Source organism: Sphingobium sp. JAI105, assembly GCF_015752145.1.
GTDB classification, from domain to species: domain Bacteria; phylum Pseudomonadota; class Alphaproteobacteria; order Sphingomonadales; family Sphingomonadaceae; genus Sphingobium; species Sphingobium xenophagum.
The window spans coordinates 525053-540892 of sequence record NZ_JADOUC010000002.1 but is presented as its reverse complement, the minus strand read 5'-3'; the positions used below and the strand labels follow the sequence as shown (position 1 = coordinate 540892).

The following is a 15840-nucleotide window of genomic DNA, read 5'->3' as shown; positions in this document are numbered from 1 at the left end:
CACTGAGTTATCAAGGCCCCTGACATATATCATGGGGATAGCAAAGCATGGCTGATTCAGATCCAAAGACGAGCGATTACGTGTACGAGAACGTGAAAATCGAGTTTGATGACGGGATCGCCTGGGTCAGCCTTAATCGCCCCGAAAAGCGTAACGCGATGAGCCCTGCGCTCAATGCCGAGATGGTCGAGGTCTTGCGACGCCTGGAAGTGGATGACCGGTGTGGCGTTCTCGTCCTCACTGGCGCGGGCGAAGCGTTTTCTGCCGGCATGGACCTGAAGGAATATTTTCGGAACTTGGAAGGTGCATCGCGGCCTGAAGTGTTGGCTACCAAGCGGGACGCCTATCAGTGGCAGTGGCGCCACTTGAAGACTTTCTTCAAGCCGACAATCGCCATGGTGAACGGCTGGTGCTTCGGTGGCGCCTTTACGCCGCTGGTGTCCTGCGATCTCTCGCTGGCTGCTGAAGAAGCCACCTTCGGCCTGTCTGAAATCAATTGGGGCATTGTCCCTGGGGGCAACGTGATGAAAGCTGTTGCGTCCAAGATGCGGCAGAGTGACGGGCTTTATTATGTGCTGACGGGCGAAGTCTTTGATGGTCGCAAAGCTGCAGAGATGGGACTTGTGAACGAAGCTGTGCCTCTTGCAAATCTCCGGGCCAGAACAGAAGAGCTCGCTCGGAAGCTGCTCAAGATCAATCCTATTCTCCTGCACGGCGCGAAGGAATGTTACCACGGCGTGACCAACATGGATTGGGCCATGGCGGAGGACTACAACAACGCGAAGGTTGAGCAGGCCATCCTGCATGACAAAGAACGCGGCATGAAAAAGGGTCTCGATCAGTTTCTGGAAGCAAAGACCTTCCGCCCAGGCCTTGGGTCATATGACCGCACCGAAGGCTGACCCGCGTTAAGGCACGTCTGCTGCTCAATCGCGAGCGAGTGTGCGTGCCTTGACCCCAAAAGGCCTGTGATCAGCGGTCGTGACCGCATTTCTACCGGACCCAAAGCGCGCGACGTGCCGCTGGAGAGAAGTATGACTGAGTTGGACCCGAACGTCGTAAAGGCTGCTGGTCTTGAGACGGCGACGATAAGCGATGCCCTGGATCGCCTCGGCATTGTCGGCCAATGCTATCGCATCGAGGGGCGGGATCCGCGCTTTAAGCTGTGCGGGCGCGCGTTTACTTTGTTGTTCGGCCCGGCCGGCAGGCCTGCGGGAACGGTCGGTGATTTTATCGACGATGTTCCTCCCGGCCACATCGTTGTCATCGACAATGGTGGTCGAGACGATGCCACGATCTGGGGCGATATCCTGACCGAAGTCGCCTCCCGCCGCGGGGTCGGCGGGACCGTGATCGACGGCATCTGTCGCGACGTTCAATGTTGCCGCGACTTTCAATATCCGATCTTTTCCAAAGGGCACTGGATGCGCACGGGTAAGGATCGCGTGCAATTGGAGGCGACCAATGTGCCCGTGACAATCGGCGGCGCGCGCGTGGCGCCTGGAGACATCATCGTCGGCGATGCAGATGGCGTGATCGTTATTCCGCATGAACATGAGAATGCCGTTCTTGCCGCAGCAACCGAGATTTTCGAGACGGAAGCCGCCATTCGCAAAGCGTGCAGTCAGGGATCGAGCCTCCGCGATGCCAGAGCCCAGCTTGGTTACCATAAGCTGCAGACGCGCCGGACCGATGATTGACGATCGCAAGAACTTGCCGAGAGGGAGCGACGTGCCTGAAGTTCAAAAGACCCTCTATCTCGTCTTCTCCAACTGGGCGCCGGGGAGGGAGGCGGAATTTCATGCATGGTATGCAGAGCATGTTGCGCAAATCCTCGCCGTTGAGGGATTTGAATCTGCTCGGCGCATGACGCGTAGGGAGATCGAAGGTCGACCGTCGCCGGAATATGCGCATGTCGTCGCCTATGAAATTTCGGGCGATGCCGACGAGGCCTTTCGGAGATTGCAGGCCGCCCGAAGCGCAGGGCTCCTCTCCCCATTGGATCCCGAAGTGGTGACGGCGTTCAAAGGCGTGGTTTATGGCCTGCCTGAATGACGACCGGTCGCGCGCCACATTCCAAATACCCGCGCCATAGCTTTAGGGAACGGTTCGATGCGGTTTGATCCAGGCTTGACCGATATCACGGAAGCCGATGTTCGGTATGTTATCAGCGAAATTGGTCTTTCGGACTTCGATCTCCCGGCGAGCGTAACGATAAACGGAACGCCGCCGAATTTGAATAGCCCCCTCAGGGTAATGGATGCCGGCGCAATTGCCCTTGCGGCGCAAGCGATTGCTGTCGCGTCGCTGGCTCAGGCGCGCTCCGGCCCGGCCGAAGATATGACCATAGATGCGCGGCAGATTGTCTTTAACTTCCGGCCATTCTTCCACACGCTGCTTGATGGTAGCCCCACTGGTGACTGGACGGGCCTCGCGGATGCCGCCCCATGTATGGGCCATTTCAAGTGCGCGGATGGGCGTGTAGTTTACATGTGCAATCTCGTCCCCAAACTGCGCGACGATACGCTGCGCTTCCTCAATTGCGCCGGAAATCGGGAAGCGGTGGCGGCGGAAATTGCCAAATGGAATGCCGACCCGCTTGAAACGGCGATGACCGCGCAAGGTATACCGGTCGCTGTCGTGCGCGAGAATGAGGAATGGCTGGGCACCGAACAGGGAATCGCGCTTGGCTCCAGTCCCCTGATCCATATCGACCGGGTAGGGGATGCGCCGCCGATCGCGCTGGAGAAAGCCAGCAGGCCGTTCGCCGGGATCAAGGTGGTCGATATGACCCACGTTCTCGCCGGGCCCATGATCACGCGCGGCCTTGCCGAATATGGCGCCGATGTTCTGCATCTCCGCTCTGCAAATCCCGATCTCGACGATCCCAAGGCGGTCAGCACGGAGTTTCGGCTTGGCAAGAGTACGGCTACGCTTGAACTTTCGGATCCCGCCCACCGGGACAGGCTGACGCAACTGCTGAAAGACGCCGATGTCTTCGTACACTCGTGGCGACCCGGCGTGTTTGAACGATACGGCTTTGGCCCTGAACACATCGCGGCACTCAAACCGGGCATCATCCAGATCGCCGTGAGTTGTTACGGGCCTGTTGGACCGTGGTCCAAACGGGGCGGGTTCGACGGCCTCGCTTTGGCATCAACTGGAGCCACGGCGATCGAGGCCCGTTATGATCGCCCGAAGGTGTCGCCGCCGGGGGTCGTCACCGATGCGCTGGTCGGTTTCCTGGGCACTGCAGTTGTCGCGTCGCTGATGCAGCGCCGCGCGAACGAAGGTGGCAGCTACCGGGCTGAGCTGTCGCTGGCTCGGATTGCCATGTGGCTGCTCGGCTTGGGTCTGGATGCGGTCGACCCGACCACGTCTTCAGATATTGGCGAGCCGCGCATGCGGCAATTGTCGACTCCGCTGGGGCAAATCGATCTCGTCGCGCCGGCGATTTCCTTTTCCACCACCCAGAGCCAACTGCCTTTTGCGGGCGCGATGCCCAAGCCGGGTTGGCCACAGTAAATGATTGAAAACGCAATATGTCCGTTCAGCGGAGGAGAAGCTGGTGATTATTGATTGTCATGGCCATGTCAGTGCGCCCGCCGAGCTATGGGTCTACAAAACGCTGTTACTGTCGCATCGCGGCGAACACGGACGGAAGTTTCCCGAACTGACCGATGAAGAGATTCTCGCCTACACCAACAAGCGCGAGATGGCCCCATGCGGCCATCTCGACATGCTCGACCGTGTCGGCACCGATCTCCAACTGCTCTCGCCACGACCATTCCAGCAGATGCATTCCGAAAAACCCGGCAAGCTCGTTCACTGGTTCACCGAAGAGACGAACAATATCATCGCCCGTCAGGTGCAGCTTCTGCCGAACAAGTTCGTCGGCATAGCCGGGCTACCGCAGGTTGCAGGCGATCCGGTCGAAGTGGTGCTGCCAGAACTCGAACGCGCGATCACCCGGTTGGGCTTCAAGGGTTGCCTGCTCAACCCCGATCCCTACGAGAACAGCGGGATCGAGCCGCCGCCGCTGGGCGATCGCTACTGGTACCCGCTCTATGAGAAATTGTGCGAACTAGACGTACCGGCGCACATTCATGCGGGCAGTTCGCGGTCAACGCGCGCGCCCTACACGCTCAATTTCCTGCTTGAGGAGACGATGGCGGTCTATGGGCTGCTCGAATCCGACGTGTTCAAGGATTTCCCGAACCTCAAGATCGTCATCAGCCACGGCGGCGGCGCAATTCCCTATCATATCGGTCGGTTCCGTTCGTCGGCGGCCCGGCGGGGATTCGAATTCCTCGATTCCATGCGCAACCTCTATTACGACACGGTGCTCTATTCGGAGGAAGCGCTGCGGCTGCTGATCAAAACGGTCGGCCCTGATCGCTGCCTGTTCGGCGCTGAATGTCCGGGCGTGGGTTCGTCGATCAATCCCGACACGGGGACCACGTTCGACGATATCGCGCCCTTCATCAAAGGGTTCGAGTGGCTGTCGGATGCCGACAAGACCGCGATCTTTGAAGGCAATTCACGCAGCCTGTTCAAGCTCGACAAGGCGGAGATTTAACTATGGCAGAGATCGTACTCGGTATCGGCACCAGCCATGGGCCGATGCTCGTCACCGAAACCGAACTGTGGGGCGCGCGGCTGCCTGCGGATCGGGCGGCCATGCATGCCTGGCGTGGTGGACGTTGGAGCTTCGATGACCTCGTGGCCGCGCGTAGCGGTGAGGGGCTGGCGGAGCAGATTACCGAGGCGGCATGGGACGAGCGTCAGCAACGCTGCCAGGCCGCGATCGAGCAGCTGGCCGATGTGTTCGCGGCGGCAAAGCCCGACGTTGCGGTGATTATCGGCAACGACCAGATGGAGATATTCGACGAGCGGTTGATCCCCGCCTTCAGCGTCTTCTACGGTGACGCGATCACCAACTTCGAATTTTCGGCGGAACGGATGGCCAAGCTGCCGGTAGGCATCGCCGAATCCATTCCAGGATATATCCCCCCCGGCGGCGAGACATCGGCGGGCCACCCGGAACTGGCGCTGAAGATCATCGAGGGCGCCATGGAAGACGAATTCGACGTTGCGGCAATGAAGATGTTGCCCAAGCCGGAGACGCCCCATGCCTTCGGGTTCGTATTCCGCCGGATCATGCGTGACAGGCCGATCCCCACCGTGCCGGTGCTCATCAACACATTCTATCCGCCCAACCAGCCGACTGTGGGGCGCTGTCATGCGTTCGGCAAATCGATCTTGCGCGCTATCCAGGCATGGCCCAGCGACCTGCGGGTCGCGATCATAGCATCGGGCGGCTTGACGCATTTCGTCATCGACGAGGCGTTGGATGCGATGTTCCTTGATTCCCTGCGTTCTGGCGACATGGCACGTGTCACTGAACTGGGTGAGGGGGTATTCCAGGACGGTACATCGGAAATTAAAAACTGGGTGCCCGTCGCGGGCGCGATGGCGGAATTGGGACTGACGCCGCATGTCGTCGACTATGTGCCGTGCTATCGCAGCGAAGCGGGCACAGGTAACGCCATGGGCTTTGTGTATTGGCAGGCGTGATCGGCTGCCACATCGCTTTCGCGTACGTAGTGGGGTGAAATCAACTCAGGATTGAGGGGGCTTCATCGCCGCGATCCGGTAGCCGCGCACCGATGACACCTGCAAAACGCCCGCAGAAACATATGGATCACTGGCCGCCAGCCGCCCAGCTGCGGCGCGGTCGTCAGCTTCCAGGATCACAAGGCTTCCAACAGCGATGCCGGCGTCATCGAGGATCGGCCCCGCCAGCCGCATCGTATCGCCCAAGCCTTTGCGATAAGCGATATGCTCGCCGCGATGTTTCTCACGCGCTTCGGCGCTACCAATGTCGCTATATTCGACTAGAAAATGCGCCATGCGGTCTCTCCTGCACTTGCGTATTCGTTAAATTGTACCGCGTCTGCACGGTGCCTGCCCCGTCAATCGCGCTCCAGCATGTGCTCGTAGTTTCCGCCAAGCACCTCGCTCATCCGCACATCCTTGTCGATTTCCAAGATCATCAGTGCCTCACGCGCCACGATAGCCTCTGCGGCTTCGAGCACCGCGTCCACTTGGTCCGGCGCGATCACGATGACGGCGCTACCGTCGGCAATTACATAGTCGCCCGGCGAGACCGTGATGTCGCCAATCTGCACCGGGACATTGGTCGCTTTCTCGACCACGCGCCCGCGCGCAGTCAGGCAAGTCAGTCGATTGGTAAATATGGGAAAGTCGAGTTCACGGGCTTCATCGATGTCGCGCACGGGCCCGTCGGCGACGACCGCGCGCACATTGGCATGGATCGCACCGCGGGTCAGCATCCCGCCCCAGCATCCCGCCTCGACACCGGTACGCTGTTCGACGACGATGATCGTGCTGTCGTCTGCTGCCTCAATGGCTTTAGTGCCAAGATGCGTAGCCTTGCCCGCTGGCGGTGCACCTGTTCCCAGCTTCACCGTCACAGCAACCCCGGCCACCCGCCCTTGGCCGGATTCGCGACGCAGACTAGTGACTTGTCCGGCAAGTCCCAATTTGTCGAGCGCATCGGACAAGGCACAGGTGTCAATGGCGCCCAAGCGAGCGAGTAGTGTGTTTACGGCTGTCATTGAAAAATCCCATGGCGCTGACGGTCTTCGTGCCGTGGACGCTGGCTGTAGGCGAGCCGTCACGAACACGATGCACTTTAACATCAGGCTCCTTGATAAATAGCGGCAAGTTGCGTGTCAACGCACTCTCGTAATTCAGGGCGCTTCCGACGGCTGTTGCCCTAAGCCGTTTTACCAGAAATATTTCCAGCATTTTCTACGCTTTTCGGCATCTATGGTCTCCAAAGTTTCATACAAGCTGGGACGATTTACGTATTGAGACATTTGCGGATTGACGCTTTCAGGGTCACGTTGTATCAGGGTCCTTGATATATGATACGTCGGTGTCAATACAAGTTGGGGAGGAAGTCATGCGCTTGAATTCAGGTCCGAAAATTCGCGAGCAAAACGCGCGTCAGAAGTTCGTCCGTCGCGGCCTGATGGGCGCCACCGCGCTGAGCATGCTGTCGATGGGCGCACCAGCAATGGCGCAGGACGCGCCCGGCCCAGACGCCTCTGCTCAAGGTGCTCCCGTTCAGGATACCCCCGCTGAAGGTGCGCCTGCTCAAGATATTATCGTGACGGCCTCGCGCGTCAATCGCACGGGCTTCACCGCACCTACGCCCACGACGGTGTTGAATGCCACTGAGTTGCAGCGTCGCGCGCCTAACAACGTGTCTGAAGTTCTCAACGAACTGCCGTCGTTTCGCGGAGGCAGCTCGCCCAATAACCAGTCGCTTAGCCTTTCCCTGAGCGGCCAGACCTACCTGGACCTGCGCGGGATAGGGAACCAGCGCACTCTGGTTCTGGTCAACGGTCGCCGTGTAACGCCCTCGTCACTGGCGGGTCAGGTGGATGTCAATGTCATTCCCTCAAGTCTCGTCGAGAACATCGAAATCGTCACCGGGGGCGCCTCTGCTTCCTGGGGTTCTGACGCGGTAGCCGGCGTCGCCAACATCATCCTGAAAAAGAAGGTTCAGGGCGTCGAAGCATCGGCCCAGTATGGCATCTCCGAAAGGGGCGATAGCGAGAATTACACGTTCAGCGGCGCTGCCGGCACGGGATTTATGGGCGGTCGCGGCCACATCACTATCGGCGGCGAATATAGCAGGGATAAAGGCATTGGTTACGAAGGCGTTCTGAAGCGCCAGGACTGGATCAAGAACCGCGGCGCCGTTGCCAATGGCGCTTGTGCGACAAATGGTCTGCCCTGCACGATCTATACCGAAGATCTCCAATATGCCGACCAGGCACCAGGCGGCCTGATTAATCGTCCTGTTTTGCTTGGTGGAGCCGCGAACGCGGCCGCGGACGCGGCTACCACTTTGGCCTTCAACAACTCTGGTCTGCGGGGAACCACCTTCAACGCCGACGGGAGCACCGGGCGTCTGCAATATGGCCAGGTTTTCGGCGGCTTCATGATCGGCGGCGGCCAGCCCGGAAATAACCCCGTAGCGTACCAGCCGTACCGGGCGCCAGTCGAGCGCTGGAACGTGCTGGCTCGCCTGGACTTTGAGGTCACCGACGGGTTGAACTTCAATATCGAGGCTTCCGATGCCCACTCCACAGCCGAATATGTGGCTGTGCCGCCCCGAGATACGTCGCTGGTCGCCCGGGTCGACAATCCGTTCCTGCCGGCGTCCGTTCGGGCCACCATGCTGAGTTTCGGCCTGAACGCCGTGATCATGGGCCGCGATGGTTATGACCTCGACGGCAACATCGAAAACATTGAACGCGTCCGTTCCGCTAACCACAATCAACGCATAACAGTAGGATTGGATGGTGAGCTTGGCATCGGCAACTGGAAATGGGACGCCTATTATCAATACGGTCGTAATACAGTCGATGAGACGCGGTCCGGCAATAACCGGATCATGGCGAAGTACCGGCAAGCGATCGATGTCGTCGCTGGCCCGAACGGTCCGATCTGCCGATCGACCCTGACGAATCCTGCCGATGGGTGTGTGCCATTCAATATGTTCGGCGTTGGCGCACCTTCGGCTGCGGCGCTCGCCTACACCACAGGTGTTGGCAAACTCGACAGCAAATATATTCAGCAGGTGGCTTCGGCGAGCGTCACGGGCGATTTGTTCAACCTGCCCGCCGGTCCGATTTCTGCGGCCCTGGGCGCGGAGTATCGCAAGGAACGCGCTAACCAAGTGGTTGATGCGGTCAGTCAGGCCTTTGGCTTTGAATTCGCCAATCAGCAGCCTTTGAAGGGTGGTTTCTCCGTCAAGGAAGCCTTTGGCGAACTCGTCTTGCCGATCCTGAAGGATTCGCGCTTCGGGCGTGCAATGGATCTTCAGCTTGCCGGTCGATACACAGACTATTCGACATCAGGCTCGGTGGCGACTTGGAAGGCAGGTCTCACCTGGGACGTGAACGACCAGTTCAAGCTGCGCGGTGCGGTTTCGCGGGATATTCGGGCTGGCAACATCAACGAACTGTTCACGCTCCAGGCCGCGTCGCCCTTCCAGCCGGTCGATCGGGTCCTGAATATCCCGACGGGGCCGATCTCGTCTATCGCCGGTGGCAATCCCAATCTCGATCCGGAACGCGCGACGACCTTTACGGTGGGGATGGTGCTGAGGCCTGAATGGCTGCCCGGCTTCCGGTTCTCGGTGGACTATTTCAACATCAGCATCGACGACGTGATCGCGCGGGTCGATGGTCAGACGATCATCAACCGGTGTGCGGAAGGTTTGACGGAATATTGCAATCAGATCGACCGCAACCCGGACAGGAGTCTTCGCCAAGTCCGCAGCCCATTCCTTAACCTGAATAGTTTTCAGACGAACGGACTGGACTTCGAAATGGTCTATGCCCGGCCCGCCGCGTTTCTGCCCTGGGGCGGCGACTTCGTCCTGCGGGCACTGGCCACCTACACGAATGAACTTTCGACGACCGATCCCGTCACTACCATCGACCGGGCAGGCCAGCTTGGCAGCGCCTTTGGCGGCGCCAACGTGCCCCATTGGTTGGGCAGTGCCACACTCACGTACAACCTGAAGAACTTTTCGACCTCTCTTCAGGGCCGGTATATCGATGGTGGCAATATCGATAATCTCGCCATTCCGGGAACCCGTACGAGTGCCAACATCTATACCGTACCGGCCAAAACGATCTGGAGCCTCGCAGTGTCCTATGACATCGTGAATTCCGGGGGGCGGAAAGTTCAGATTTTCGGCAATATCAACAATCTGTTTGACTCAAATCCGCCGTTCCCACTCCAGCCTTCTTCGGCTCTTACCGGGCCCTATTATGACGGGATCGGTCGGGCATTTCGCTTCGGCATTCGCGTGAAGGGGTAATCCGACGGGCAAGTTTTGGTGATCGTAGAAAATGGTCACCAAGTTTGCCTGCCGAAGGGTTGCATATGACAGGAACGTTGCGTGCCGCCCGGATCCTTTCGGAAATCCGCCGTCGCCTTGCTAAGAAGGGACGGCGGATTTGTTTGGATCAACGGCGAACGATCCGCGCTTGGCCGTCGCCTCCAAACGATGTGGGATTGGGAACATGGCGTTTGCATCTATGAGAAGGTCGACTGCTTTGGGCGTCACTGCCGTGGCGTTCGCTTTCTCAACGACCTTTTGTCAGGCGAGCCAAGCTCAGACCCCGACGCTGCCTGCCAGCGCAACGCCCACCGAGGGGCCACGTCAACAACCCGGCCCAGAGTTGAAGATAAGCCTGGACCTCGTCTATTCGCGCGACGGCGACAAGGCTCTCGGCCTTGACCTCTACCGGATCGAGCCTGCCCCTGCGAAGCCACCTGTCGTCATCTGGATCCACGGGGAAGGGGCACCCGGTGGCAAGATCGCCTCGCCTGCGGTGGGCATGATGCGGCCCGGCGGCATCGCGGTGGCGAGCATCGATTATCGCAGCGGCCCCGGCGTCACGCTTGCAATGCAACTGGACGACGTGAAGGCGGCGGTTCGCTGGCTGCGCGCCAACGCCGCCGACTATGATCTCGATCCAGCCCAAATTGCTGTAATGGGCTTTGGTGTGGGCGGGCAACTCGCCGCCCTTGCCGGAACCACTGGCGATCGGGCTTCCCTGAACCGCGAATTTGACTCGGCTGTTTCAAGCCGTGTGCAAGCCGTGGTCGACCTCGCCGGACCGGTGGCGAGCGGAGGACTGGATGCGATCCGCTATGTCACTGCCGACGATGCGCCTTTTCTCATCGTGCATGGCACGGCGGATCGTGACGTTTCGACCCGTCAGAGCCAGATGCTGATTTCGGCGCTCAAAGTCGCGAATGTCGATTCAACGCTGACGTTGCCGATGGCGGCTTCTCATGATCTGGCCGACCTGCTCTCGCCGATAGTTGTTCAGTCGATCTCCCGCTTTTTCGATCAGTATCTGCTGCAGCAGCCTGCTCCGGCAAGCCTCTCCGCCTTTGTGACGACCCCGCGCGACAACTTCGTCGATCCGGTGGCCCTGTCTCTTGGCGGAACAGAATATCAGCTGTATCCGACCCCCGCGCGTGGGGAAGGGAGCTTCGGCAGCTACCGTATTTACCTGCCGCCGGGTTACAGCGCGGAACCCAGGCGCCGCTATCCGGTGATTTACTTCCTGCACGGCATGAACGTCGATTCAAAGCGCGCGATTACCAGCGAATATATCTCCCGCGCGGACGCAGCGATCCGCAGCGGCGTCATGCCGCCTGCGATTATCGTTTTGGCAGAGAGCCCTAACACCGGATGGTATCTGGACCGGGAGGACGGGGGGCGGCCAGTTGAAACTGTCCTGATCGAAAATTTGATCCCCTATGTGGACGGCCATTACCGCACGATCGCGTCCGCAAAAGGTCGCGCCATCGAGGGGCATTCGATGGGTGGGTATGGCGCTCTTCGGCTGGGCTTCAAATATGCTGACATGTTCGCCGCCGTGACCGGTAACGCTCCCGCTATCTTCGATAAGCCTGCAAAGGGTATCTCGCAGACCTATTGGGACGCCCAGTCCATCGCGCACTTTGCCATGACCAATTTTGCTGCGCTGAAGCATAAGAAGCTCCGAATTATCGTCGGAGACCGGGACAGTCTGTTTTCAGCGGCGACCAAAACCCATGAATTCCTGAACGGCCTCGGCTTGCCGCATGCGTTCATTACCGTGCCCGGTGCCCCGCACAATTTCGATCAAATACTTCAGTACGAACCCTTCGACACAATGGCGTTCTACGGAAGAGTATTCAGCGGAACTAAGGCAAAAACCCAATAAAAACAGAATTATAACCGTATAGAGCAGGGGGTTCGCTCATTATGTTTGGTAGCAAGGAACGTCTCTTGGCAAATCGAAAACTGCGCGTCCTGACCTTTGCGCTGATGATCGGCTGTGCCGAGCCGTCCTTAGGCCAGAATGCGGTCTTCCCTTGGTCAGATCCTGCCCTGTCGCCGGATAAGCGTGCCGAGCTTGTGCTTTCGCAGATGACGCCTGATGAGAAGATCGCGTTGGTGCACGGCCATAGTCCGAGCAAGGTGGACAAGGTGCCGACCGGGGTGATCTCCTCAGCAGGCTATGTCGCCGGAATACCGCGCCTTGGCATTCTAATGCTCAAGGAAACCGATGCGTCTCTCGGCGTTTCCAATGCGCGGCGTACAGGTGACGACGCGATTGCCTTACCCTCGGGCATGGCGCTGGCCGCAACCTGGAACCCGGATACTGCTTTCGCCGGTGGGGCCATGATTGCAAAGGAGGCGCGGCATAAGGGCTTCAACGTCCTGCTGGCCGGCGGCGTAAATCTGGCGCGCGATCCGTTCAACGGTCGCAATTTCGAGTATCTGGGCGAAGACCCGCTGCTAACGGGCGCTATGGGAGGGTCTTCAATCCGCGGTGTCCAGTCGCAACATATCGTCTCCACCGTCAAACATCTCGTGCTCAACGCGCAGGAAACGGGCCGTAAAATTCTTGATGCCCGAATTTCGAATACCGCCCTTCATGAATCGGATCTGCTCGCCTTTGAGCTTGCCATAGAAAAGGGTGATCCGGGCGCGTTAATGTGCGCCTACAACAAGCTTAATGGCAGCTACGCGTGTGAAAATCAGCATTTGCTGACGGACGTGCTGAAGAAGGATTGGGGCTTTAAGGGCTGGGTCATGTCCGACTGGGGCGCGGTGCATAGCGTGGACACCGCCACTGCCGGCCTTGATCAGCAGTCAGGCGCAGAGCATGACACGGAAATCTTTTTCGATCGACCCCTGCGTCAGGCGCTGGCTGACGGACGGGTGAGCGAAAGCCGCGTCGACGACATGGTTCGCCGCATCCTTAGGAGCATGTTCGCCAACGGGCTGATGGACCCTCAACACGCGCCCGGCCCTTGGGACCCGCAGGCTGAGGCTGCAGTCGCGCAGCAGGTGGCCGAATCCGGTATCGTTCTTCTGAAGAACGAGGGCAATGTTTTGCCACTGGCCGCGACCGCAAAGCGCATCGCCGTCATCGGTGGGCACGCCGATATTGGGGTTTTGTCAGGCGGTGGCTCGTCTCAGGTCGTTCCAAAAGGCTCGTTAGTGCTTCCGTCGCCGGCGGGCGTGCCCAGCTGGATTGAAGGTGTGGTCTATCACCCTTCCCCGCCGTTGCAGGCCATCCGCGTCCGCGCACCAAAAGCCGACGTCACTTTTGACAAAGGCGATGACATTGCGGCCGCAGTGGCCCGCGCTAAAGCGGCTGATGTCGCCATATTGTTCGTAGAGCAATGGACGACAGAGGCCGTCGATGCATCGCTTCGTCTGTCCGAACATCAAGAAAATCTCATTCGCGCCGTGGGTGCGGCCAATCCGCAGACCATCGTAGTGCTGGAAACGGGAGGCCCGGTGCTCATGCCTTGGATCGATTCGGTGAAAGGCGTCGTGGAAGCCTGGTATGCCGGCAGCCGCGGGGGCGTAGCGATCGCAAGGATACTGTTTGGAGAGGTCAATCCTTCCGGTCGCCTTCCGGTCACTTTCGCGCGGAGCGCCGATCAGTTGGTCAGATCATCGCCAGCTTGCTTGATCACTCCGGGACAGGAAGAGCTCAAGGCAGGGTCAGAAAAGGTCTGCACGGTGGACTATATCGAAGGCTCGTCCATCGGTTACCGCTGGTTCGCCGCAAAACGAACAAAGCCGCTTTTCCCGTTTGGCTATGGGCTGTCCTATGCTCGGTTTCGCTATGGCACCATGAAACTGACCGGCGAAGCAGGGCTGACCGCGACAATCACAATTACCAATACCGGCTCGCGAGCCGGTCTGGAAACCGCGCAACTCTATCTGCGCAAGGGGCCGACGCGGAACGAGCAGCGTTTGCTTGGCTGGGTGCAGGTCGCCTTGCAGCCGGGGGAAAGCAAGACTGTCGCTATTTCGGCCGAGCCAAGGCTGTTGGCCAACTGGGACGAAAACGGTCGCGTCTGGCGCATCGATGCCGGGACCTATGAAGTCGTTGTCGGTTCGGACGCTTCAACGGTCGCTGCCCAAGGGCATACAATGATACAAGCTGCCGAGTTCAAGCCCACAACATCGCCCGTTAACTGAATGCAATAATGTGGTGTGAGAAACGCAGGTCGTCGGCGCGATAGCAGATAGGCGCTCAACGGTGGGGTTCAGTACCTTGCCGATGTTGTACGGAATGTTACTGTGATCGCCGGAAAGGCTCGGCAGCGGTTTCGGTCAGATCCAGCCGCGCCTTTAGCGGGTCTGCAATGGCCTGCGGGCCGCTTGGACTGAAATTGAGGATCAGATCGCGCGCGACGTCGTAGCGCGGCCATTTGGGTAAGTCGGGCCTGTTCGGATCACCATTTTTCGCAAAATTGGCCCAGTACGTGTTTGTCGCCCGTGCAGTCGCGGCGTCTCGCTCCGTGAGTGCCTCGCCATATTTGGCTTTCAAAGTGTCGAAAACATACGGCAGTTCGCTCGCATGGGGTGCGCCAAGCGGCCATGCTTCGCGCTTGGACTCTGCGACGTAGGAGAAGCGAAACTCATAGGCTGGCATGCTGCGACCGGCGAAAGTCTTTGCCGTGAAGCGGGCCGGTTCGATCATCGTCGCATCCATGGCAGCCCTGGATGCGACGGTTCGGAAATTCCCTGCGCCATCCGGATCATACACTTTCCGGGCTTCGGTCGCACGCGGGCCAAAGGGCGCGAATACGTCATCCATCGTACGGGCGGTGACAAAGCCGATGTCAGCGCTGGTAGCGCCGGTCATGACTGGCACCTTGGCGACACGGCCTGCCAGGTAAGCCGCATAGGGTGACTCGACGACGATCGCGCCGTCCTGCAGTGGACCGCCGACATAGGTTGCGGCAGCGGCGGAGCCCAGGCTCGCCATGTTCAGGCCATCGACCAGCTTCTCCGCAGGCAAGGCGCGCAACGCCGCCAGCGCGTCTGGCCCATCCCCTTCGATGCCGTTCGCCTTCGCAAAGGCGAAGCCGATGCTATGGCCTGTCGGCACCCCCGGTTCACCTTCCGCAATCTTGCGCATCGGGTTTTGCGGACTTGGACCATAGCCGGATTGGACAATGGCCTTCTGAAACAGCCCCCGGGCGGCGGGGGACGTCAGCAAACTGAGTACCGAAGCGCCACCAGCTGACTCGCCGAAGACGGTGACATTGCGCGGATTGCCGCCGAAAGCAGCGATGTTTCGTTGCACCCACTTCAGCGCGGCGATCTGGTCCATGTACGCATAGTTGCCAAGCGGCTCGCCGGCCGGTTTGGCTTTGGTCAACGCCGGATGCGCGAAGAAGCCGAAGCGGCCCAGCCTGTAATTGAAGCTGACGAGGATCACATCCTTGCGCGCAAACTGGCTGCCGTCGTAAATGGCCGACGAGGAACCGCCGTTGACGAAACCGCCGCCGTAGATCCAGACCATGACAGGCAGATTCCTGGCCTTGGTGTTGGCAGGGTGCCAGACATTGAGCACCAGACAATCCTCGGCTGGGCCAGTTCCCAAAGGCGCTGCGTCACTCGGGAAAGGCTTTTGCATGCAGTCGTGACCGAAGGTGGTCGAGGCCCGAATACCCGACCATTTCGGCGCGGGCTGAGGCGCACGCCAGCGCAGGGGGCCCAATGGTGGGGCGGCGTAAGGAATGCCTTTGAACGAAAGGATGCCGTCCTCCACCGCGCCGGCGACCGTACCGCTCTCAATCCGCACTTCAGTGGCCGGTTTCGCGAAGACTGGCGTGACAAAGACTGCTCCAGTGGCTGCCGCGATGGCCATTCTTCCGATCATTTTATGTCTCCATTGCCATCGCCTGGAT

Annotated in this window: 13 protein-coding genes; 9 read left to right on the top strand and 4 right to left on the bottom strand. The window is 59.5% G+C overall.

What is annotated here, in order from left to right; all coding sequences use genetic code 11:
- The first annotated feature begins 47 nt into the window (after positions 1–47).
- The 6 genes from IWY39_RS19950 to IWY39_RS19925 all read left to right on the top strand — a co-directional run bounded on the left by IWY39_RS19950 (position 48) and on the right by IWY39_RS19925 (position 5577).
- Positions 48–902: a p-hydroxycinnamoyl CoA hydratase/lyase gene (locus tag IWY39_RS19950; RefSeq protein ID WP_107126219.1), complete on the top strand. Its 855-nt coding sequence runs from the start codon at positions 48–50 to the stop codon at positions 900–902.
- 132 nt (positions 903–1034) lie between these two features.
- Positions 1035–1700: an RraA family protein gene (locus tag IWY39_RS19945; protein WP_107126220.1), complete on the top strand. Its 666-nt coding sequence runs from the start codon at positions 1035–1037 to the stop codon at positions 1698–1700.
- A gap of 31 nt (positions 1701–1731) precedes the next feature.
- Positions 1732–2055: a DUF4286 family protein gene (locus IWY39_RS19940; protein ID WP_107126221.1), complete on the top strand. Its 324-nt coding sequence runs from the start codon at positions 1732–1734 to the stop codon at positions 2053–2055.
- 75 nt (positions 2056–2130) lie between these two features.
- Positions 2131–3525: a CoA transferase gene (locus tag IWY39_RS19935; protein WP_181316851.1), complete on the top strand. Its 1395-nt coding sequence runs from the start codon at positions 2131–2133 to the stop codon at positions 3523–3525.
- A 43-nt stretch (positions 3526–3568) separates the two neighbouring features.
- Complete coding sequence (locus IWY39_RS19930; protein ID WP_107126233.1) at positions 3569–4579, top strand: amidohydrolase family protein; 1011 nt, start codon at positions 3569–3571, stop codon at positions 4577–4579.
- A 2-nt stretch (positions 4580–4581) separates the two neighbouring features.
- Positions 4582–5577 carry a protocatechuate 3,4-dioxygenase gene (locus tag IWY39_RS19925; RefSeq protein ID WP_107126223.1) on the top strand — a complete coding sequence of 332 codons (996 nt, stop codon included), beginning with the start codon at positions 4582–4584 and terminating at the stop codon, positions 5575–5577.
- A 45-nt stretch (positions 5578–5622) separates the two neighbouring features.
- Here IWY39_RS19925 and IWY39_RS19920 read toward each other — a convergent pair whose 3' ends face one another.
- The 3 genes from IWY39_RS19920 to IWY39_RS19910 form a co-directional block, all read right to left on the bottom strand.
- Positions 5623–5913 (bottom strand): YciI family protein, encoded by a 291-nt coding sequence (locus IWY39_RS19920; RefSeq protein WP_107126224.1) that lies wholly within the window; start codon positions 5911–5913, stop codon positions 5623–5625.
- 62 nt (positions 5914–5975) lie between these two features.
- Complete coding sequence (locus IWY39_RS19915; protein ID WP_231377802.1) at positions 5976–6611, bottom strand: RraA family protein; 636 nt, start codon at positions 6609–6611, stop codon at positions 5976–5978.
- Entirely contained in the window at positions 6598–6834 is a 237-nt protein-coding gene (locus tag IWY39_RS19910; protein ID WP_186441908.1) for a hypothetical protein, read from the bottom strand. The genes IWY39_RS19915 and IWY39_RS19910 overlap by 14 nt, the downstream gene beginning before the upstream one ends.
- A gap of 157 nt (positions 6835–6991) precedes the next feature.
- On the opposite strand from IWY39_RS19910, the gene IWY39_RS19905 reads away from it, so the two are divergent.
- The 3 genes from IWY39_RS19905 (at position 6992) to IWY39_RS19895 (ending at position 14119) form a co-directional block, all read left to right on the top strand.
- On the top strand, positions 6992–9931 hold the full coding sequence (locus IWY39_RS19905) for a TonB-dependent receptor plug domain-containing protein (protein WP_196871693.1): 2940 nt from the start codon (positions 6992–6994) through the stop codon (positions 9929–9931).
- 238 nt (positions 9932–10169) lie between these two features.
- Positions 10170–11837 carry an alpha/beta hydrolase gene (locus IWY39_RS19900; RefSeq protein WP_181316852.1) on the top strand — a complete coding sequence of 556 codons (1668 nt, stop codon included), beginning with the start codon at positions 10170–10172 and terminating at the stop codon, positions 11835–11837.
- A 41-nt stretch (positions 11838–11878) separates the two neighbouring features.
- A complete protein-coding gene (locus IWY39_RS19895; RefSeq protein ID WP_229380784.1) occupies positions 11879–14119 on the top strand; it encodes a beta-glucosidase family protein in 2241 nt (746 codons plus the stop codon).
- A 97-nt stretch (positions 14120–14216) separates the two neighbouring features.
- On the opposite strand, the gene IWY39_RS19890 is transcribed toward IWY39_RS19895, so the two are convergent.
- Entirely contained in the window at positions 14217–15812 is a 1596-nt protein-coding gene (locus IWY39_RS19890; protein ID WP_107126228.1) for a carboxylesterase/lipase family protein, read from the bottom strand.
- Positions 15813–15840 lie beyond the last annotated feature (28 nt).

Bases quoted from the DNA above. Each gene is read 5' to 3' on its own strand.
- IWY39_RS19945 (WP_107126220.1), top strand. From the start codon at position 1,035: ATGACTGAGTTGGACCCGAACGTCGTAAAGGCTGCTGGTCTTGAGACG.
- IWY39_RS19920 (WP_107126224.1), bottom strand. From the start codon at position 5,913: ATGGCGCATTTTCTAGTCGAATATAGCGACATTGGTAGCGCCGAAGCG.
- IWY39_RS19925 (WP_107126223.1), top strand. From the start codon at position 4,582: ATGGCAGAGATCGTACTCGGTATCGGCACCAGCCATGGGCCGATGCTC.
- IWY39_RS19910 (WP_186441908.1), bottom strand. From the start codon at position 6,834: ATGCTGGAAATATTTCTGGTAAAACGGCTTAGGGCAACAGCCGTCGGA.
- IWY39_RS19905 (WP_196871693.1), top strand. From the start codon at position 6,992: ATGCGCTTGAATTCAGGTCCGAAAATTCGCGAGCAAAACGCGCGTCAG.
- IWY39_RS19895 (WP_229380784.1), top strand. From the start codon at position 11,879: ATGTTTGGTAGCAAGGAACGTCTCTTGGCAAATCGAAAACTGCGCGTC.
- IWY39_RS19890 (WP_107126228.1), bottom strand. From the start codon at position 15,812: ATGATCGGAAGAATGGCCATCGCGGCAGCCACTGGAGCAGTCTTTGTC.
- IWY39_RS19950 (WP_107126219.1), top strand. From the start codon at position 48: ATGGCTGATTCAGATCCAAAGACGAGCGATTACGTGTACGAGAACGTG.